General features: G+C 69.0%; 16 protein-coding genes. 8 read left to right on the plus strand and 8 right to left on the minus strand.

What is annotated here, in order from left to right; translation table 11 throughout:
- Positions 1-62: 62 nt before the first annotated feature.
- The 5 genes from B1756_RS08575 to B1756_RS08595 form a co-directional block, all read right to left on the minus strand.
- The gene (locus tag B1756_RS08575; protein ID WP_086888166.1) at positions 63-782 is read right to left on the minus strand and encodes a hypothetical protein; all 720 of its coding nucleotides are present in this window, start codon (positions 780-782) and stop codon (positions 63-65) included.
- A gap of 99 nt (positions 783-881) precedes the next feature.
- Positions 882-2,156 (minus strand): glutamate-1-semialdehyde 2,1-aminomutase, encoded by a 1,275-nt coding sequence (hemL, locus tag B1756_RS08580; protein WP_086888167.1) that lies wholly within the window; start codon positions 2,154-2,156, stop codon positions 882-884.
- A gap of 231 nt (positions 2,157-2,387) precedes the next feature.
- Positions 2,388-2,666, minus strand: a complete 279-nt coding sequence (locus tag B1756_RS08585; protein ID WP_161493162.1) for a hypothetical protein — start codon at positions 2,664-2,666, stop codon at positions 2,388-2,390.
- Positions 2,667-2,759: 93 nt separating this feature from the next.
- Positions 2,760-4,487: an ammonium transporter gene (locus B1756_RS08590; RefSeq protein WP_086888169.1), complete on the minus strand. Its 1,728-nt coding sequence runs from the start codon at positions 4,485-4,487 to the stop codon at positions 2,760-2,762.
- A 412-nt stretch (positions 4,488-4,899) separates the two neighbouring features.
- Positions 4,900-5,352, minus strand: coding sequence for a hypothetical protein (locus tag B1756_RS08595; protein WP_086888170.1), 453 nt, complete (start codon positions 5,350-5,352; stop codon positions 4,900-4,902).
- 190 nt (positions 5,353-5,542) lie between these two features.
- Between B1756_RS08595 and B1756_RS08600 the strand changes: the two genes are divergently transcribed.
- Entirely contained in the window at positions 5,543-8,230 is a 2,688-nt protein-coding gene (locus tag B1756_RS08600) for a heavy metal translocating P-type ATPase (protein ID WP_086888171.1), read from the plus strand.
- Between the two features lie 137 nt (positions 8,231-8,367).
- On the opposite strand, the gene B1756_RS08605 is transcribed toward B1756_RS08600, so the two are convergent.
- The 3 genes from B1756_RS08605 to B1756_RS08615 all read right to left on the minus strand — a co-directional run bounded on the left by B1756_RS08605 (position 8,368) and on the right by B1756_RS08615 (position 10,630).
- Complete coding sequence (locus B1756_RS08605) at positions 8,368-8,832, minus strand: universal stress protein (RefSeq protein WP_086888172.1); 465 nt, start codon at positions 8,830-8,832, stop codon at positions 8,368-8,370.
- A gap of 68 nt (positions 8,833-8,900) precedes the next feature.
- Positions 8,901-9,989, minus strand: a complete 1,089-nt coding sequence (locus B1756_RS08610) for a stage II sporulation protein M (protein WP_086888173.1) — start codon at positions 9,987-9,989, stop codon at positions 8,901-8,903.
- A 44-nt stretch (positions 9,990-10,033) separates the two neighbouring features.
- Entirely contained in the window at positions 10,034-10,630 is a 597-nt protein-coding gene (locus B1756_RS08615) for a DJ-1/PfpI family protein (RefSeq protein WP_086888174.1), read from the minus strand.
- Between the two features lie 99 nt (positions 10,631-10,729).
- On the opposite strand from B1756_RS08615, the gene B1756_RS08620 reads away from it, so the two are divergent.
- From B1756_RS08620 to B1756_RS08650, 7 genes are all read left to right on the plus strand, one after another.
- Entirely contained in the window at positions 10,730-11,548 is an 819-nt protein-coding gene (locus tag B1756_RS08620; RefSeq protein WP_086888175.1) for an endonuclease NucS domain-containing protein, read from the plus strand.
- Positions 11,549-11,666: 118 nt separating this feature from the next.
- Positions 11,667-12,776 (plus strand): tRNA-intron lyase, encoded by a 1,110-nt coding sequence (gene endA, locus B1756_RS08625; protein WP_086888176.1) that lies wholly within the window; start codon positions 11,667-11,669, stop codon positions 12,774-12,776.
- Positions 12,777-12,863: 87 nt separating this feature from the next.
- A complete protein-coding gene (locus B1756_RS08630) occupies positions 12,864-14,075 on the plus strand; it encodes an FtsZ/tubulin family protein (RefSeq protein ID WP_086888177.1) in 1,212 nt (403 codons plus the stop codon).
- A 197-nt stretch (positions 14,076-14,272) separates the two neighbouring features.
- Positions 14,273-16,888 carry a DUF4129 domain-containing protein gene (locus B1756_RS08635; protein ID WP_152031281.1) on the plus strand — a complete coding sequence of 872 codons (2,616 nt, stop codon included), beginning with the start codon at positions 14,273-14,275 and terminating at the stop codon, positions 16,886-16,888.
- Positions 16,885-17,589: a DUF7269 family protein gene (locus B1756_RS08640; RefSeq protein WP_086888179.1), complete on the plus strand. Its 705-nt coding sequence runs from the start codon at positions 16,885-16,887 to the stop codon at positions 17,587-17,589. Before B1756_RS08635 ends, B1756_RS08640 begins: the two co-directional genes overlap by 4 nt.
- Positions 17,582-18,940, plus strand: coding sequence for a DUF58 domain-containing protein (locus tag B1756_RS08645; protein WP_086888180.1), 1,359 nt, complete (start codon positions 17,582-17,584; stop codon positions 18,938-18,940). Before B1756_RS08640 ends, B1756_RS08645 begins: the two co-directional genes overlap by 8 nt.
- Positions 18,940-20,883 (plus strand): DUF7519 family protein, encoded by a 1,944-nt coding sequence (locus B1756_RS08650; RefSeq protein ID WP_152031282.1) that lies wholly within the window; start codon positions 18,940-18,942, stop codon positions 20,881-20,883. Before B1756_RS08645 ends, B1756_RS08650 begins: the two co-directional genes overlap by 1 nt.
- The last annotated feature ends 9 nt before the right edge of the window (positions 20,884-20,892 follow it).

Consider the following 20,892-nt stretch of genomic DNA (forward strand, 5'->3'; position numbering starts at 1 on the left):
TCGTTACGGCGGTGGACTGATCGGAATCGGCCGGTTGACCGCACGAACAGTGCGCTGGGACCTCAGGTCACCGATCGCCATCGACGGGTGAGGTAGTAGCCTGCGAGCAGCGGCTGTACCGGCGGAACGAATACACTCACGAACGCGAGTCCGAGGTACGTCCCGGGGTTCGGCCGCCACGACTCGTTCGTGGTGGCGACGTAGGCGGCGTCCTGATGGATCGCGACCGGGAACGCGCCGAAGGCGATCGCCCCTGCGAGGCCGATGGCCGCCGTGAACAGGCCGGGGATCGCGAGGACGACGGCGACCAGCCCAACGGCGACACCGACGACGGTCGTCGCAAGCGAGAGGGCGACGACGAGCCACCAGCCGGACCAGCCCGCCTGCGTTCCCCGGTAACGGTGACGTCGCGCGAGGTAGACGACGCCCACGGCCGGCGCCCAGACGAGTGCGGTCAGCGCGTTGAGCCACGGATTCGGCTCCCACTCGTCGGCGGTCGCCACTTCGCTCCCGTCGTCGGTTTCTTCCTCGGCCCCAGAGCGTGCTCTCACCTGCTGGGCGTCGAACCCGATCACGACTGCGACGCCGAGGGTGACCGCCGCGTAGCCGAACGTCCCGATCAGGACGAACGCGAGGCCGAGTCCGGGAACGCCGGGATCGGCCTCCTGCAGGACGCCGACGAGGCCGACGCCGACGACCGGTGGGAAGAGGTACAGCAGCCGCTCGAGTACTCGCGCCCAGTCGAACTGGTCGACGCTTGCGGCGACGCGTTCGCGTACCATTATCCGCGATCGTCCGAGGGCCAGAATCGGTCGCTGCTTCTCGTCGCAGGTGTGGGGACGACGGGGCGGGTCACCTCGAGTGTGGTCACGGCGATTCGGTCAGAGTGCTTCTTTGTACGCCTCGAGCGTTCGCTCGACGTCTTCGTCGGTGTGGCCGTAGCTGACGAACTGGCACTCGAACTGGTTCTGAGAGAGGAGGATGCCCTCGTCTTTCATCTGTCCCCAGAAGACCCGTCGCCAGCGGTCGGTCTCGGCGTTTTTCACGTCGGCGCCGTTCGTGGGTGCCTCGCCGTCGCGGGTGAAGATGACCTTGAACATGCTGTCGGTGCCGGCGACGGTGTACTCCGGGGCCTGATCGGCGACGATGTCCGCGAGGCCGTCCCGGAGGCGGTCGCCGAGGTCGCCGACGTGGCCGTAGACGTCGTTTTCGGCGGCGAACTGCAGGGTCTCGAGGCCGGCGGCCATCGTGACGGGGTGGCCGGAGAAGGTGCCGGCCTGGAAGACGGGGCCGGAGGGGGCGAACTGTTCGACGAGTTCGGCGCGGCCGCCGATGGCGCCGACGGGGAAGCCGCCGCCGACGATCTTGCCGAAGGTGGTGAGGTCGGGCGTAACGCCGACCTCGCTCTGGGCGCAGCCGAGGCCGCCGACGCGGAAGCCCGTGATGACCTCGTCGAAGATCAGCAGCGAGCCGTGTTCCTCGGTGATTTCCCGCAAAAAGTCGTGGTAGCCGTCTTCGGGGTGGACGATGCCGTAGTTGCCGAGGATGGGTTCGGTGAGGACGGCAGCGATGTCGTCACCGTGTTCCTCGAACACCTCTGTCACCGCCTCCTGGTCGTTGAACGGGACCGGGAGGGTGTGCTCGGCGAAAGCCTGCGGGACGCCCGCGGAGGACGGTGCCGGATTGTCGGCGTCGCCCTCGACGAGTGTCGACTCCTGGGCACCGTGGTAGCCGCCCTGGTTGATGACGATCTTGTTCCTGCCGGTGTAGCCCCGGGCGAGTCGGACCGCCGAGGTGGTCGCCTCGGTGCCGGAGTTGACGAACCGGATCTTCTCGACGCTCGGGACGTGCCGGACGACGAACTCCGCGAGGTCGACCTCGACCTCCGTCGGCATGCCGTACATCGGCCCCTCACTGGCTTTCTGCTGGATGCTCGACTGGACGGGCTGTGGCAGGTCGTGCCCGAGCAACAGGGGACCGAGCCCCATCACCCAGTCGACGTAGCGGTTCCCGTCGGCGTCGACGACGTGGCCGCCGTCTCCTTTCTGGACGAAGAACGGGTATGGCTCGATCGCCGCGCGAACGGCCGAGTTGACGCCACCGGGGAGCACCGACAGCGCCCTGTCGTACAGCTCGCGTGAGTTCTCGTGGTTCATGCCCGGCGGTTCGGGTGCGGGTGGCAAAGTTGTGTCGCCACGTGGTGATCTCCACACGAGGCTGCTGGAGCGATCGCTCGAGGACGGTTCCGGTCGACACGCTCTGAACGAACGCAGGTCCGACGCAGTATCGACATCGACGACGGGCTGGCACCTGCGATCACGAGACCGCACTCGAGTCGCCACCCCCAGTTCGAAGCTCCGGTAGCTGCCCCAGCGAGGGTGAGTCGATCAGTCGGCCGCAGGTGGGCCCGCGTCGTCGGCAGTGGGCCGTGGTGCCGTGTGATGGCTCGCCGACTCGAGGAGGCGACGGCCAAGCGCGAGCAGTGCGACGTAGGTGGAGCCGGCGACGAGTCCGCCGACGAGCGCTCCGACGAGTCCTTGCAGGTGGATCGGGCCATCGATCGTGAGGCCGGTAGTAGCGCCGAGTAAACAGCCGATGATCGCCGCCTTGAGGGCGAATTGTCGGCTGTGAACGACGATCACTCCCGGACTGGTCGTCGGTGGCACGGTGGACACGGCAATAGCAACTATGCGGTAGTAATTAATAAAAACTGCTAATCCGTCGCGCCGGTACGCTAGACTCCGGGAAGGGGTGGCAGTTCAGACGGCGTCCTGCCCGGTCTTTCCGGTGCGGACCTGGTAGGCGCCCTCGACGGGGACCACGAAGATCTTGCCGTCGCCGGGTTCGCCGGTGTTGGCGGCCTCGCCGATGGCGTCGACGACCTCCTCGGCTGGAATGTCGGCGACGACGCACTCGATCTTGACCTTCTGGTGGAGGTCGACCGTGTACTCCTCGCCGCGCCACTGGCCTTTCTTCGCGGGCTGAGAGCCGCGACCGGAGACGTTGGTGACCGTCAGCGAGGGCGCGCCGGTCTCTGCGAGGGCCTTCTTCACCGCACCGAGGCGATCTGGACGGATGATCGCGGTAACCATCTTGAGCTCGCCGTCGTTCGGCGGGGTCCCGCCGTCAGTGCGGATGACGGGCTCGCTGCCGCCGTCGGTCGCGACGTCCGGCCCACCGAACTCGGGGTAGGTGTCGACGCCGTGTTCGGCGATGTCGAGGCCGTCACGCTCGTGATCTTCCGTGACTCGAGCCTGGCCGGCCAGTTTGAGCGCGCCCCAGACGGCGGCGGTCGCGAGTACGGTCCAGACCGTGATGACGGCGACGCCGACGATCTGTGGGCCGAAGGCGGCGGCTTCGATCGAGAGGATGCCGCCGGCGATCAGGCCGTCACCGATCGGGGCGCCGTTGATCGACCAGAGCGGGTAGAGGATCAGGCCGAGCATCCCGGCGGAGCCGTGGACCGGGAAGACGGCACAGACGTCGTCGATCTTGAGCGTCTGTTCGACGAACCGGAACACGAGCGGGAGCTGTGCGCCGGCGATGAACCCGATGGCGATCGCACCCATCGGCGTGATGAGGTCAGTCGGACCGGTGACGCCGACGAGGCCGGCGAGCATGCCGTTTGCGACGTAGAGGGTGTCGACCTTGCCGTTGACGAGGATGGAGACAACCGAGGCACCGAGTGCGCCAAGGCCCATCCCGAGGGCGGTGACCATCGCGACGCTGCCGACGTAGTCGAAGTCGGCGAGTTCGAACGTTCCGGGATCGATCACCGTGGCGGCCGTGCCGACGTTGAAGCCGAACCAGCCGAAACAGAGGATCAGCGTCCCGAGCACGGCGAACGTCAGCGAGTGACCGGGGATGATGTTCGTACTGCCGTCGTCGTTGTACTTGTCCATGCGGGCACCGAGGATCCAGGCCGCGGTGAGACCGGCGACGCCGCCGACGCCGTGGACGACCATCCCGCCCGCGAAGTCGGCGAAGCCGAGACTGGCGAGGATCGGTTCGCCGCCTGGAGCGTACCAGACCATCGCCGCGACGACCGGGTAGATGACCGCTGCGAGCAGGAACGTGTAGGTCACGTACGCGCGCAGTCTCGCACGGCCGGCGACGGCACCGGAGACGATCGTGGCGGCGGTCATCGCGAACACCGCGCTAAAGAGCCACATCGCCCAGTCGAACGAGCCCTCGCCGAACATCGTCAGCGGACTCGACTCGCCCCCACCGAGCGCCGCGCCGACGTTGTTCGAAATTCCCATCCCGATGACGAAGAAGACGAAGATGCCGACCGCCCAGGTCAGCATGTTCTTCGTCAGCTGGTTCGCGACGTTCTTCGAGCGGACCTGCCCGGCCTCGAGCATCGCGAAGCCCGCGTGCATGAAGAAGATGAGGAACGTCACCGTGAGCGCCCACATCAGGTTCATGCCGGTGGCGAGTGACTCGAGGTCCGACGCGGTGGCCTCGAGTACGATCGGATCGATCATCTCGATCCCTCCAGTTCCGCGTCACGTTGGCGACTACTCCGGACTTCCGAACGAACGTCCACACTTTCCCCGAAATGGGGTGGGTTTGTGTTCTGAATCACGTTTGTCTGGGAGGGTACTGTCCAATATAAGGATTAGTGTTGATGAACGTCTAAAAACAGCCTGTAATAGGTCGGATCGTCAGATATGCAATCTGGTATAATGTGTATTATTATCTCGAGTTCGAGGATCGTTCCTCACCGTGGTAATATTGTGGCCGTTCGTCCACCGGGGGTCGACCGCCGAGCGGCGAGTGTTGCCCGAAGTTCCAGCGAGAACCCTCCACGAGGATGGCGCGCGCTCGAGTGAACCGGTGGTCGCGATCGCTCGGGGCGGAAACTCGACGGTCGATCGATTTTCGATGGATTCGGTGCTACCCGAGGGTCGGTCCGCCGTTCGAACCGCTGTCGTCGTAGCCGGCGACGACTGTCGACCCCGGGGGTCGGTCGCTCAGCACCGCCTCGACGGTCGTCTTTTCGAGGTCGACGGTCGACTCGAGGGGGACCCAGCCGGTCTCCTCGTCTGCACCATCCGGGTCGGAATCGTCGTCGACCCTGACGGCGACCGCCACGTCGGTCGGACTCGCACCCGGTGGCAGTTTCGACGGGTCGTACGCCAGCGAGAGCCGGACCGCCTCGACCGCTTTCAGGTCCTCGACGCCGTGGAGGTCGACCGTCCGCGAGAGGGCGTCGATCGGCGGGTCGCGATCGCTGCGCTCGAGGCCGAACGAGTCGGGGACGACCGCGGCGACGACGCTCACCGCCGCGCCCACGGACTCGAGGGAGGCCGTCGCGACGTTGCTCGAATCGTAACCGGGGATTGCCATACTCGTCGGTTGGAGTGAGCGAGTATGGTGGTAGGGCACGCGTACGCCGGGTGGGGTGTCGAGCCTCTCCGTCGTCGGTCCGCCATCGGGTGTCCGTCGACAGGTCGCACGCGGTCCTCGAACCGGCCGCGCGTCGACGGGCGTGTCGTCGGAAAGCAATGGTCTTGTGTTTCGAGCCCAATATTCGGCTATGGAACGGCGACGAGCGCACCTCGAGATCACGGGGATGTCGTGTGCGACGTGTTCGGGGACCGTCGAGGACGCCGTAGCGGACCTCGAGGGCGTCGAGGAGGCGAGTGCCAACTTCGCGACGGACGAGGGGACCGTCGCCTACGACCCGGAGCGGGTCTCGCTTTCTGAGATATACGCGGCCATCGACGACGCGGGCTTCGAGGCGGCCGCGGAGACGCGCACGATCACCGTGATGGGCATGTCGTGTGCGACGTGTTCGGGGGCCGTCGCCGACGCCGTCGAGGAACTTCCGGGCGTGCTCCGGGCGGACGTCAACTTCGCGTCGGACGAGGCACGGATCGCGTACAACCCGGTCGACGCCAGCCTCGGTGACGTGTACGCGGCGATCGAGGGCGCCGGCTACGAACCGGTTCGCGAGGACGGCGACGACGGGGCCGACGACCAGCGCGAGCGCGCCGTCCAACGGGAACTGCGCCGGCAGCGCCGCCTCGTGGTCGGCGGCGGGCTGCTCACGCTCCCGTTCGTCCCGATGATGATCGAGATGCTGTACGCGCTCGCCGGGGCCTCCTCGCCGATCCCGATGGCGATCGCCCACCCGCCGGGCTGGCTCGAGTTCGTCCTCGCAACGCTGCTCATGGCCACCCTCGGCAAGGAGTTCGTCGTCGGGGCCTACCGGGCGTTCGCCCACGACCGCCGGGCGAACATGGACACGCTCGTCGCGATGGGGACCAGCGCCGGTTACGTCTACAGCACGGCCGTCCTCGCCGGCCTCGTCGCGAGCGAGGGGCTGTACTTCGAGGCCGTCGCCTTCATCCTCTGGTTTATCACGCTCGGCAACTGGCTCGAGGTTCGCTCGAAGGCCCGTGCGGGCAACGCCCTCCGGGAGTTGCTCGAGATGGAAGCCGACGAGGCAACCGTCGTACGGGACGGTGAGGAACGGCAGGTCCCACTCGAGGAGGTCCGGCCCGGTGACGTGCTGAAGGTCCGGCCGGGCGAGAAGATTCCCACGGATGGCGTCGTCGTCGACGGCCAGAGCGCGGTCGACGAGTCGATGTTGACCGGCGAGTCCGTCCCCGTCGAGAAGGGTGCGGACGACGAGGTCGTCGGCGCGACGATCAACGAGAACGGCGTCTTGCTGGTCGAGGCGACCAACGTCGGGTCGGAGACGGCGATCCAGCAGATCGTCGACCGGGTCAAGGAGGCCCAGTCGCGCCAGCCCGAGATCCAGCGGCTGGTCGACCGCGTCAGCGCCTACTTCGTCCCCGCGGTGATCGTCAACGCGGTCGTCTGGGCGCTGCTCTGGCTGGCCGCACCCGAGACGCTGTTTGCGGTCTCCTCGTGGCTCGGCTCGTGGATTCCGATCCTCGAGCCCGTCGGCGGCGGACCCGCAGTCGCCGTCCCCGGCACCGACGTCGGCGTCCCACTCGTCGAGTTCAGCGTCGTCGTGCTCGCCTCGGCGCTGCTGATCGCCTGTCCCTGCGCGCTCGGGCTGGCGACTCCCGCAGCGACGATGGTCGGCTCGACGCTCGCGGCGACCAACGGCGTCCTGTTCAAGGGCGGCGACGTTTTAGAGCAGGTCCGGGGGATCGACACCGTCGTCTTCGACAAGACGGGGACGCTCACCCACGGCGAGATGGTCCTCACGGACGTCGAACCGGTCGGTGAGCCGATCGCAGACGGGGGTGCGGTCGCTGGCGACGGCGACGCGGCGACTGGCCCGGAACCTGACCGACAGGAACCGCTCGAGTCGTTCGTCCTCGGGGCGGCCGCAACCGCGGAATCCGGCTCCGAGCACCCGATCGCTCGCGCCATCGTCGAGGCGGCTGACGAGCGCGACGTCGCCGTCGACACGCCCACCGATTTCGAGAACGTCCCCGGCAAAGGCGTTCGCGCCGAGACCGACCGCGGGACGGTCCTGATCGGCCGACGGACGCTCCTCGAGGACAACGGCGTCGACACGGCTCCCGCCGAGGAGACCCTGAGCCAGCTCGAGAGCGAGGGGAAGACGGCGATGCCGGTTGCCGTGGACGGGCAGTTACGCGGCGTCCTCGCGGTCGCCGACGAGGTTCGCGAGAGCGCCCGCGAGACGGTCGCCGAACTCCGGGATCGCGGTATCGACGTCGTGATGCTCACCGGTGACAACGAGCGGACGGCTCGTGCGGTCGCCGAAGACGTCGGGATCGACCCAGAGAACGTGCGCGCGGAGGTGCTTCCGGAGGACAAGGCCGACCACGTCGATGTCCTGCAGGCTGGGGACGGTCCCACGGCAGGTGGCGAGCGCGAGACAGGGGGCCGCCGAGTGATGATGGTCGGCGACGGCGTCAACGACGCGCCGGCGCTCACCACCGCACAGGTCGGGGTCGCCATCGGCTCCGGGACCGACGTCGCCATCGAGAGCGCCGACGTCACCCTGATGCGAGACGACCCCGCAGACGTCCTCAAGGCCGTCAACATCTCGGAGGCCACCATCTCGAAGGTTCGCCAGAACCTCTTCTGGGCGTTCGTCTACAACACGACGCTGCTCCCCATCGCCTCGCTCGGCCTGCTGAATCCCGCACTGGCTGCACTCGCGATGGCCACCTCGAGCGTGAGCGTGATGACCAACAGCCTCGCGTTCGCGGCCTACGACCCACACGAGGAGTACCGGCCGGCCATCACCCGGCCGCTCGCGTGGCTCCGTCGCTGAGGTGTCTCGAAAATCGTCACGTCGGGCGTCACCGATCAAGTCGGCTTCGACGTTTCATACGGTTTACTGTAAGTCATTTCCGGCGCACCCACGACCCGGTCGGCGGGTGCGCCGGTAAATCGTTACAGTAATCCGTCTCAGGCCCTGACTCGCGCGACCCGTGCCGGCGTCGCGTGGCGCACGATGAGGACGTCGTAGCGGTCGTCGGCCGCGACGTTCGTCCCGACGGTCGACATCGCGGTAACGATCCGGCCGGCGTTCTCGCTGCCGAGAACGACCATCGAGGCGTTTTCTTCGATTGCGACCCGGCGGATCGTCCGTGCGATCGAGCCGGTCGGTGCGTACCGACCGACGGCCTCGTGTCTGAAGTTCGCACTGGGTGCGAGACTGGTGACCTGCCGGTGGAGCGAGCCGACGATGGCATCCCCGTCGAACGCTTCACCCGGCTCGAGCCAGCCTCGCTCTCTCGCGTACTTGGCGTTACCCCGCGGAATCACGCTCACCGCCAGTACCGGCTGCTCGAGGGCGTCACACAGGTCGGTCGCACGGACCAGCGCCGCTTCGGCGAGCGGCGAGCCGTCGAAGGGGACGACGATCGTCACGTCTCTTGATCGGTCACTCGGGGATAAATACGATCCTGTTCTTCCTGTCAGCTGGCACTACTGGTCGGTCAGGGCAGTCCCGGTTCCTCGCTTTCACCCTCGAGTTGCTCGGCGAAGAAGAACTCGAGCAGTTCGGGGGTGACGTAGGCTTCGACGAACGCGGCCAGTACGAGCAAGAGCCACGCGAAGACGACGAGCGCGGCGGTCTGGGAGAGGTATGCGCGCGTGAAGAACGCGTCACGACGGCCGGCGATCCGCTCGGCGAACCGGGAGACGATCCGAAAGCCCACCGCGGCACCGAGGAAGATGGCTGCCAGCTCGAAGATTCCGTGGGGGGCGAGTCCGAGGACGACGTAGTCGATCCCGATGAGGCCGGCCATCGCCGCGCCGAGGTTGCCGACGATCACGCCGTTGAACACCAGAATGGCGAGCGTTAGCATACCGACCGAGAGCGCGCCGACGATCGTCATCAGGAACGGAATCGAGTTATTCGCGATGAAGAACGTCGCGGTGAACTCGATCTGGGCCGCCTCGTCGGCCTCCGGATCCTCGGGTACCAGCTCCTCGAATTCCTCCTCGAGCATCTCGAAGACGAACTCGAAGAGGTCGACACCGAGGGCCAGCAAGAGCCCGCCGATGACGATTCCGAACGCGAACAGCCCGATCGAAAACCAGGTCGTGCGACGGTGTTCGATCCAGCCCGCAGAGAGGACGTCGGCGACTGCGGGGAACCGACGGGCGGCGAGTGCGGCGACGAGAAAGACCACGCCGAGCAGCGAGGCCCCGGTTGCGGCAATCGAGGCGTCCCTGGCCTCGAGGGCGACGATGGCCGTCACGAACGACGTCAACCCGAGGAGCGCGAGCAGGACCGTCCAGTTACGCAGCGCGTTCGGGCCGGCACCGGCACCCGGGGCAGGGCCGCGGCCGGGACCGCGTCCGCCTCGTCCGACGGCGTCCGTCGCGTCCGGTGACCGCTCTCGCTGCGTCGATCCGTCCCGCAGGTCGACTTTGATGCGTCGCTCGCTGTTTTCGGTACGTCGTCTGTCCGGCGATTCTTCGACGGTCGACTCCTCCGAAACGGGTCGCGGCTCGGAACCGAACTCGAATCCGCCGTCGTCGTCCCCGCTCGAGCGGTCGTCGCGCTCGGTGCCGTCCATGCACCGCATATCTTCCCGCCGGCGAATAAATCCGCCGACTGGGTCTAGCCGAAGACCTCCCCTCGGCGCTCGTGAGCCATCTCGTCGGCGACCGACTCGGCGATCGCCTCGCCGAACTCCCGCTCGACCAGCCACAGCGCGAGGTCGATCCCGGAGGTGACGCCGCCAGCCGTCAGCACGTCCCCGTCGTCGACGATGCGCTCCTCGACCACGTTCGCGGCGTGGGCCTCGAGGTCGTCGACGGCGACGGGGTGGGTCGCGGCCGGCCGCCCCTCGAGCAGGCCGGCTGCCGCCAGCGCCATCGCGCCGGTACAGACCGAGCCGACCGTCGACCCGGCGGTGTAGCAGGCGTCGACGGCGTCGGGGAGCCCGTCGTCTTCGACCGCTGCTCGCACCCCTTCGTTCGCGGTCGTCCAGCCGCCACCGGGGACGATCAACAGGTCTGGTTCGCCGAGGGTTCCCTGTGGTTCGAACCGGAGGTCGTGACTTGCGGTTACGTAGTCCGTCTCCTCGAGGGTCACGAGACTCGTCTCTACGCTGGCACCGGCCTGGGCGGCGTTCTCGAGGACCTCGTAGGGCCCGATCGCGTCGAGTTCGTCGACGCCGTCGAAGACGACGATTTCGGCAGTCGTGTCGACCATACCGTTTCCTCGCCAGTCGAAGGGAAACGTGTTTCCCCGGCCCGTTCAGCCCGTCCGGGCACCCGCGGGTTTAAGTACGAACCCGGGCCCAACCGGGGCATGATCGACGAGTCGATTCGCGTCCTCGCGGGTGACTGCACCGTCATCGCCGAAGGGGCCGACCGCGAGGAGTATCGCGGTCGGGTGACCACGATCGTCAAACCCGACAATACCGTCCTCGTCCACGACGTCGACGGCTACCAGCCGGTCGCCTGGCTCACCAGAGCCGACACCGTCTCGAGCGACCGCGCCAACGACTTCGCGCTGGTCGCGAAGAAAGCCGACCAGACCCTCCGGATCGCCGCCCACGAACAGGACGGCTTCGCCCACTATCCGGGCTCGGTTGCGGGAACGCCGGTCGGCACCTGCCCGGACTGCGACGGCGCGCTCGTGCGCTCGAAGGGCGTCCACTGCGTCGGCTGTGGCACCCGCTACGGCGTCCCAACGGACGCGACGATCCACGCCGACGGCAACCGCTGTGACTGTGGCCTCCCACGGATGCGTGTCGAACGCGGCCTCGCGTTCAACGTCTGTCTCGACCGCGACTGTGAGTCACTCGACGAGGCGGTTCAGACGGCCTTCGATCGCGCGTGGGACTGTCCAGCGTCCGACTGCGACGGCGACCTCCGGATTCTCCGACGCGGCGGCCTCATCGCCGGCTGTGAGCACTACCCCGACTGCGATTCAGGGTTCGTGGTCCCCACTGGCGTCGTCGACGGCGAGTGCGCCTGTGGGCTTCCGACGTTCGACACCACCACCGGCCGGCGCTGTCTGGACGCCACCTGCGAGGAATACGCTGGTGCCAAACCGGTGAGCGACGCCGACACCACGCTCGAGGACGGCGAGCCGTCACCCGAACTCGAGGCGTCCACCGAGTGACCACGCTCTATCGACGCCCATCGTCGGATCGCCGCTGGCGAGGAGTGCACCTCGCTGGAGGCGAACCGGATGCCCGCCGAACCGTACGCACTTTAGGCCCGCCGCCGAACGCCTCCCTATGGGTACGGGACTCGAGGGGCAATTCGACGAGGAGAGGGGCGTCGTCCGCGTGGGTGGCGACGCACGCCAGCGCTACTACGACTCGCGGGGCTACGGCTATCCCAGGTCGGGCAACGAGATCGCACTGGCACCGGTCGAGGCGGCTCACCTGCTCTTCAGGGGTGACCTCGAGGCCGTCGTCGACGAGTCGGGAGCACGACTGGACTTCCGGGCGTTCGTCGCGCGCGAACCCGGCGCGGATTTCGGCGTCCGTTTTCTGGTCTACGCGGACCTGCGCTCGCGCGGATTCTACCTCTCGCCTGCCGCCGAGCCGTGGGTCACGGACCCGCCTGCCGCCGACTTCGCGGTCTTCCCGCGGGGAAAAGGCCCTCAGGACGGCGAGGTCGAGTACGCCCTGCGGGTTGTCGGCGAACGGACCGACATTCCGGCAACCGAACTCCGGGCGGGCGTCCTCGCGGTCGTCGACGAGGAGAGTGAGATCACCTACTTCGACGTCAGTCAGGCCGATCCCCGCGGCTCGTCGGCCGACTCGCTCCCCGCGAACTGTGATGCCGACCTGCTGGCCGACCGCGTCGTCGTCTGGGACCCACCCGTGTCCCTCTACGAATCGACGTTCTACGGACAACCGCTGGAGGGCCGGGAGTACGACCGACCCACGCTCCAGTGTTCGCTGCTCGAGGCGACTTACCTGGCCGAGCGGGGCGCGATCGACCTCGAGCCGACGACGGTGTACGAGCGCGGGCGGACTGTCGAGGGTGAGCGATTCGATCGCCGGCTGGCGGTGTACACGGCGCTCCGTGACCGCGGCGTCGTCCCGAAGACGGGTTACAAGTTCGGCGCGGACTTCCGGACCTACGCCGACGTCGAGTCGGTCGACGACCTCGGTCACTCCGAGTTGCTGGTCCGGGTCCACCCCGACGAGCACGTCTTCGAACCGCGGGACCTCGCACTCGACGTTCGACTGGCCCACGGCGTCCGCAAGACCATGGTGTTCGCGCTGGTCGGAGACGTGTCGGTGGCGCTTGGCGACGATCCCGGGGCTCTGACGGGCGAGTGGCCCGACGACGGCGACCTCGAGTGGTGGTCGATCGAACGGGTGACACCCTGACCCAATCCGAGCAGGGAACGACGCGCGACAGACGCACGTCTGACGCGAGGGGAAACGTCAAATCCCCGGACTGCGGAGCTACCGAACATGCAACTCGAGGTGATCGGCGTCGGCGGGGCCGGCGGTCGGATCGCCGACGCGATCGCGGCTGCCGACGCTCGCGGGGCCGAAGACGGTGCGACCCCTTCGTTCGTGGGCACCGCGTACGCGTTCGACACCGACGGCGAGGCCGTGACGGCGCTCGAATCGATCCCCGTCGCGAGACGACACCGGTACGGAGAGACGATCGAGAACGGACTCGAGGGAAACCTCCAGGAGGGGTTTGCGACGGGCGAGGAGTACGCCGACGAACTGAGTCGCCAGCTCGACGCCGGCCAGCCCTCGATCGCCGACGCGTTTCTCGTCTGCGTCGGACTCGGCGGGGCGACCGGCGGCGGGACGGTCCCGGCGCTGGTCTCGAACTTCCAGCGGCTCTACGACGCCCCGGTCTACGTCCTCGCGACGCTCCCGGCACGGAGCGAACTCGAGGAGTCGGCGGACGACCGCCTCGAGCCGCGGGCGGGCGGTGGCAACGCGACCCCCGATCGGGAAGACGTCCGGCAGGTCCGCCCGTTCGCCGAGGAGAACGCCGTGCGGACGCTCGATCGGCTCGACGGACTGGCCGACGCCGTCCTCTGTTTCGACAACGACGCGTGGGTGCGAGATAGCGAGCGACTCCACGACGTTCGCGACCGGCTCAACGCCGACCTCGCGACGCGCGTGCAGGCGTTCTTCGCAGCGGTCGCCGACGATGCCGGCGGGACCCCGCAGGCAGAGAGCGTCGTCGACGCGAGCGACGTCAGACGGATTCTCGGTTCCGAGACCGCCGTCGCCACGATCGGCTACGGTTCCCAGCAGGTCGAAACCGGCGGTGGCTCCCGCTTTGGCCTCGGGATCTTCGCTTCGAGAGAGCACGTCGATACGGGCGAGGCTGTCCGCGCGGTCGAGACTGTAATCGGCAAAGCCCTTCGAGGGCGGCTCACCCTCGACTGTGAACCGCAGGCAGCCGAGCGAGCGCTCTTGCTGGTCGGTGGCCCGCCGGCCTGGCTCAACCGCCAGGCGATTGCCGACGGCCGGTCGCGCCTCGAGTCCGAGACGGGATCGGCGGCGATCCTGACCGGTGACGCGCCACGGCCCGAGGGTGAGTCGGTGTTCGCCGTCGTCGTCCTCGCCGGCGTCGGTTCGACGCCGCGTCTCGAGGCGCTTCGGGAGGGAACCCGGCCGCTCGAGAACCGTCGTGGCCGCGAGCGCGACTCGTAGCCGGTGGTTCCTGTTCGCTGGCCGGAAATACGCGGCTGTCCGTGACGTATGGTCTGCCTACCGGGAGTCACGTCTGCCTACCGGTCGATACGACGATACGTCGGCCGAGACCGTCCGCCGCTCGGCGGCTGGACGGCCGAGTGCTTTTATATGTTTCAGTCTCGAGATACGTAAGAGAACGAGGGGCAGGGATGAGAATGGATAGTTCAGGAGACGTGGGCGAGGAACCCTCGGGGATCGGTCCGGACTGGGGACAGGTCGCGCTGGTCGGCCTCGCGGTCGCGATCCTCGCGCTCACGGCTGTCGCTGCCCCCGCACTCGGCGGCGCTGGGCTCGGCGACGCCTTCGACGGCGTGGGGGACGGTGCCGGCGACTCGAGCGAGCTTCCATCGCTGGGTGAGGAGGGCCCACCGGGTGGTGGCGATGGAGGCGACGAGGTCGGTGAAGGCGGTGGCGAAACGGACGCGGACGGTACTGACGGGGGTGGCGCAGAGACGAGTGATGCCGACGATGGCGAGACTGGGGCTCTCCCGGACGACCGTCGAGCGGGTGCAGATTCAGACGAAGTTGGCCCCGAAGCCGGTCTCGAGGCCCAGGACGCCGACCCCGAGTCGGGTGAACCGGGAGCCGAGGAGTCTGAGGCGGCTGCTGACGGCGAGAGCGTATCCGACGGTGCGGACGGGGACGCGGACGCTGTCGACGGCGAATTCGATGGTGGGGATGGCGACGACCTCGAGGGCGCCGGCGACGAGTCGGACGGATCGTTCGACGACGGCGATACGAGCGGGACGGCAGACGGTGGCGAGGCGGACGACCCAGCGTTCGGAGACGACGGATCTGGTGAGGGTGTCGACGGCGACGAGTCGATGAACGCAGACGGCGACAGCGGCGAATCGGACGGCGACGCTGGCGACGCCGAGGCAGACGACGGCGACGGCGCTGCGGACGACAGTGCCGCTGACGACAGTGACGAAGCGACGTTCGACGTCGGAGACGACGATTCGGACACGACCACGTCGGACGACGGAACCGACGATGCCGGTGACGGTGTCGACGGCGACGGGGGCGACGACGCCGCCGCAGGCGGTGAGGACGAGTCCGAAGCCCCGGCGGATGACGAGCGCGACCTGCTCGAGGACGGCGCAGACGGAGAGGCAGGCGCGAGCTACGGCATCTCCGTCGAGGACGAGTTGACGCCCGGCGGCGAGGCGACGGTCACCGTCACCGAGGACGGCGAGCCCCTCGAGGGTGCAACGGTCTTTTTCGACGGTGACTCCGTGGGAACGACGGACGTCGACGGCCGGGTGACGGGGACGGTCCCGTACACGACCGAACTCGAGGTGACGATCGATCCCGACGGTGCGAGCCAGCCGTCGATCGTTCGCGGGGCCGGTGCGCCCGGGTCGGGCGGTCCACAGCTCTCTGCCACGACGTTCGATCCGGGCGTCACGCCGCAGGCGGCCAACGACACCTTCGAGGTGACCGCCGAGACCGCTCTCGAGGTCGACGACCCACTCGTCGCGGGTGCGGAGACGACGGTGACGGCGACGGTAAACGACGTGCCGATTCCGGAGGGGACGGTCCTGATCGCTGGCGAGGAAGTCGGGACGACCGACGACGACGGCACGGCGACGGTTACCGTTCCCGAATCGGTCGCCGACGACGGCGACGCGGACGGCGACGACGAGGCCCAGACGACGACCGTCGCAGTCGAGCGCGACGAGATCCGTGCCGAACGGGTGGTCCCGGTCCGACTGCTCGAGGTCGACGTTGACTCGCTCCTCGCGCTCCCCGGACGGACGGTCGACGTCTCGGTCACGGATGGCGACGAGCCGGTCGACGGTGCCACGATCGCCCTCGCAGCGGGTGGCGACGCCGACATCGACGAGACCGGATCGGCGGTCACAACGACCGAGAACGGGACCGCCAGCGTCGACCTCCCGGTCGCGGGCGCGGCGACGATCGGAGCGAGCCACGACGGGGCGACCGCCGAGACGACCGTCGACGGCCTCTACCGGAACGCGGCGATCCTCGGACTGGTCGTCGTTGGAGCCGTCGCACTCGTGGCCCGGACGGTCGCCGGACGGGTCGAGGTCTCACGGGACGCGGTCCGCTCGCTTCCCGCGCGCATCGTCGCGTTCGTCGCCTCGCTCGGGAACCGGGCCGTCGACGCCGTCGTCCGACTCGCCGACGGCATCGCGCGTCTCGGCCACTGGGTCGCCACCCAGTCCCGGAGCGTCCTTCGCGCACTCGAGCGGGCCGCCCGGTGGCTGATCGGCCTGCCACGGGCGCTGGCCGACCGGGGACTGGTCGCGCTGGCCGCGCTCGATCCGCGACGACTCTGGCGCTGGCTGCGTGCGACCGTCGCCGCGCTGCTCGCGTCCTCGCAGGACCGCCTCGAGCGCGTCCAGTCTTCGCGATCTGGAGATGGGGCGGGCTCGACCGAGGGCTCCACGGGAGGCGTCGACGAGACGGTCGCCGCGAGGGTGCGCGATCTCTGGGCGGAGTTCGTTCGGCTGGTCCGGCCCCCGAGCCTGCGCACGAAGACGCCAGGCGAGGTCGGCCGCTACGCGGTCGGAAAGGGACTGCCGGAGCGCCCCGTTCGAACCGTCGTCGACGCCTTCCGCGACGTGGAGTACGGCCGGCGGGCGCCGGACGACGAGCGCCTCGAGCGGGTTCGGTCGGCCGTCGACGCGGTCGATAGCGATGGATCTGAGGACCTCGAGTCGGACACCGGGGCGGACTCGAGCATTCCCCCGGAGGCAGGTGAGAGCCCCTTCGACCGCGACGCCACCGGAGGTGACGAGTCGTGAGTCGATCGCTCCTCGACGCCCTCCTCGTCTGCGTCGCGCTGGTAGCGCTCGTTTTCGGTGCGCTACTCGCGGTCGTCCCCGGTCTCGTCCCGCCTGCAATCGAAGACCAGATTCTGACGCTCGAGCGCTCGCTCGACCCCGACCTCGCATTGCTCGCCATCGGCGTGCTCGTCGGTCTGTTCGCCATCTGGCGGTCGTACTTTTCCGGGGCGAGCGACGTCGGCGACAGTGCTCCGACTCGAGACAACCGTGCAACTGCGGCGAGTGACGCCCGCGGGACTGCAGCGACAGACGTCGCGGTCGTCGGCCAGCGCACGAGCGAGGACGTCGACCGGATTATCGAGGCCCTCCAGCGCGGCCGCTCGGTCGACACGGACCCGATCCGCGCGGACGTTCGGGACGCGCTGACGACCGTCGAGACTGCACGCGGGCACTCACCCGAGGCGGCAGCCGAGCGAATCGCTACCGGTGCCTGGACCGACGACCGGATCGCCGCGACCTTTCTCGGCGACGAGCGGGCTGGCCGGCTCACGCTCTGGCACCGCCTCCGGGCGTGGCTCTTCCCCGGTCGGACCGTCGAGCGCCGACTCGAGCGAACGCTCGCCGAACTCGAGCGCTACGCCGATGCCCGGGCGGCGGTCGACGACGCCAGAACGGGTGCGGGCTCGAGTGGAAACGAAGGGGGTAGCGAGGATGCGTAGAGTCCCGCGCTGGCACTCGGCGGTGATCGCCTCGATCGTCCTCGTGGCGGCCGGCTTCCTCGTCGGCTCGGCCGGTCTCGTTCTCGCCGCGATCGTGCCGATTACGGTCCTGGCCTACGCCGCGCTCTCGTCGGTTTCCGACCCGGAAGCGGTACTCGGCCTCGAGCGCGAGTGTACGCCCGCAACGCCGCTGCCGGGTGAACGCGTCGAGGTGACGCTCACGGTTCGAAACGAGAGCGACCGGACGCTGCCCGACGTGCGGGTGATCGACGGCGTTCCCGACGAACTCGAGGTGCTCGAGGGAACAGCGAGGAAGGCGGTGACCCTCCGGGCCGGCGAGGAGGCCACTCTCTCGTACGTGCTGCGCCCCCGTCGGGGCTCGTACGCCTTCGAGGAGACGTGGGTGCGCGTCCGGAGCCTGAGCGCGACCGCCGTCGCCACCGCCTCGGTTGCTGCCGCCGGGGACGACGCCCTCGAGTGTACGGTCCCGGTCGACGGGCTGCCGTTGCACCGCCGGACGATCCCGTTCGTCGGCGCAGTCGCGACCGACAGTGGCGGGCCGGGCTACGAGTTCCACTCGACGCGGGACTACCAGCAGGGCGATCCGCTGAACCGGATCGACTGGCGGCGGTACGCCCGCACGGGCGAACTCGGGACCGTCCGATACCGAGAACAGGAGGCCGCGAACGTCATCGTCGTCGTCGACGGGCGCGAGCAGGCCCGCGTGGCGGCGGCTCACGGACATCCAGACGGCGTCACCCTCTCGGCGTACGCCGGCGTCGTCACCGCGAGCGCGCTCGCGTCGATGGGCCACAGTGTCGGCGTCGCCGCCCTCGGAATCGCCGGTGACATCCCCGGCGTCTACACCGGCCCGCCGGCGTACGTCGAACCCGGGATGGGTGCCGACGTCGGTGGTCGGGTCGCGCGCGTCTGTGACGCCGTCGCGGCCCGTGGAACCAGCCCAGCCGACGACGCGACCCGCGCTGGGAACGGACCGAGAGGCGAACCCAGAACCTCTCCGCAGGTCCACGCCCGCGCAGATGGCGGCGCTCGAGCCGCCGACCACCTCGACGCGCTCTTCCCGCCGAACGCCCAGCTCGTCGTCTGCACGCCGGTCGTCGACGACCACGTGGTCGACCTCGCACTCGCGTTGCGCCGCCGGGGCTACCCCCTCTCGGTCGTCTCGCCGGACGTGACCGCCCGAGACGACGTCGGCGCTCGACTCGCCAGCGTCCGTCGCAACGCTCGCCTCGAGCGACTCCGCCGGGTGGACGCCCCCGTCGTCGACTGGGACCCGTCGGTGACCCTCGCGTCCGCGCTCGAGCACGGGTTCGGGGAGGTGATCCGCTGATGGCGACCCGTCGCGGAGCCAGACCGAACTCGAGTGTGACTCGCGAACGTAACGGGGACGAGACAGTCAGCGCGCCTGTGGCCGCGATCGCGACGATTTTCGCGACCGTCGTTGGCGTGACCGTCCTCGCGATCGGTGCCGACGCGCTCCTGCCGGGAATCGTCGCCGCCGTCGCCGGCTGCCTGCTCACCGGGCTGGTGACGGCGGCCAATCGCCGAACACCGGGCGGACGAGCCGTCGGGGGCGTCCTGACCGTCCTCGCCGCCGTCTCGCTCACCGGCGCGATCGGTCTCGCGGCACTCGAGGGCGGGGAGCCGTTCGCGCTGATCGCCCGCAGCGCCGTCGTGGTGACCATCGCCCTCGCGGCGTTCGGTGCGACTGCGACCGTCACCGGCGCGATCGGCGACGGGGCCGTCCGGGCTGCCATCCCGATTGCCGTCGCGACCTCGATCCCGATCGCCGTGGTCTCGGCGCTCTACACGGAGGCGCTCCGATCGATCTGGCTCGAGCGCGACGTCGGGGGCGTCGACGCGAACACGGTCACCGGCCCCCTGCTCACACCCGAGCCCGGAACCGGAGCTCTCGTCACGTTCGTCCTCGTCCTCACGGGAACGCTCTGGCTCGTCTCGGTCGTCGTCTCCCGACTTCCCATCCCGGACCTAGTTCCGCGAGACCGGCGGGAGGACGCCCGCGAGCGTATCGCCGCGATCCGGTCTGCGACACGCTGGTCCGGTCTCGCCGCGCTGTCGTTCGGTCTCGCCATCGCCGCGACGATCGCCGTCGCCGACTCGATCGTGGAGACCGTCGAGGACCACGCCGACTCGTACGCGTCTCAGGTCGAACTCGCCCTCGAGGGCCTCGAGTCGCTCTCGATCGCGCTCGCGGCGACACCGGCGCTCCGCCTCCCGCTGGTGGCGATCGTGGCCACATTCGTCGTGCTGTACGCCGTCTCGCGGCTCCCGATCCTGCACCGGGTGCGCCACAGCCGACTCCTCCCGTGGCTTCCGGTCTTCACGGGCGGCGCGATCGTCGCCCTGGTGCTGATCGCCGCCTACCCGCCAGTGTTCGAATCGATGCTCCGACCGGCGCTGGCCGACCTCGGATTCGCGTCGAGAGAGGACGGACTCGAGGAGCCGGCGTCGCTGCTCGCCCCGCCGAACGGCGTCGCAGTCGCGGCCGTGGCGACGACGGCGGTCGTCGGCCTCGTCACCGGAGTGCTCGGATCGATCTGGCTCACCGGTGCGGTCGCGCTCCTCCCCGACCGGGCGGCACCGGGCGCGCTCGGCGCGGGCGCGCTGGTTCTCGGAAGTGTCTTCGTCGCGCTCGGAGGGGCGACGACGCTCGTGATCGTCCTTCCCGTCGCCTGTGCGATCGTCGCCTGGGACGCCGCGAGCTACGGCGTCGCGATCACCGACGAACTCGCTCGAGACGCGCCGGTTCGCCGTCCGGCGCTCGTCCACGTCACCGGAACGGCCGTGGTTGCGGCGGTGAGCGTTGCGTTCGTGCTGGGGCTCCGGGTTGCCGCCCAAGCGGTCACCGTCCAGACGGGGATCACGATCGTCCTCAGCCTCACCGTCGCTTTGCTCGCGGTCTGGATCGTCCTGAAGCGACGAGCGGTGCGGACCGGCCGCGTCGCCGAGCCCGATGCGGGCGGGCGGTCGGCGGGCGATCCCCGCCCTGTGACGTCGACGACGATTCCAGTCCTCGACGACGTGGAGGCCCGGAACCTCCGGGCGACCGGCTTCGAGACCGTCGGCGACCTCGAGGCGGCGACCCCGGAGGAGATCTCCCGCATCGGCCAGATCGAGCCGCGAAAGGCCGAGGCGATCGATCGGGCGCTGCGGGACCTTCGGCGGGACCGAGAGCTTCTGGGAGACTCTCCTGACCCGGCGGACTCGACGGGTCCAACAGACCCGGAGAACGAAACGAACTGGCAGAACTGAGTGACTCGC

It is taken from the genome of Natrarchaeobaculum aegyptiacum, assembly GCF_002156705.1.
In the GTDB taxonomy this organism is placed as follows: Archaea; Halobacteriota; Halobacteria; order Halobacteriales; family Natrialbaceae; genus Natrarchaeobaculum; species Natrarchaeobaculum aegyptiacum.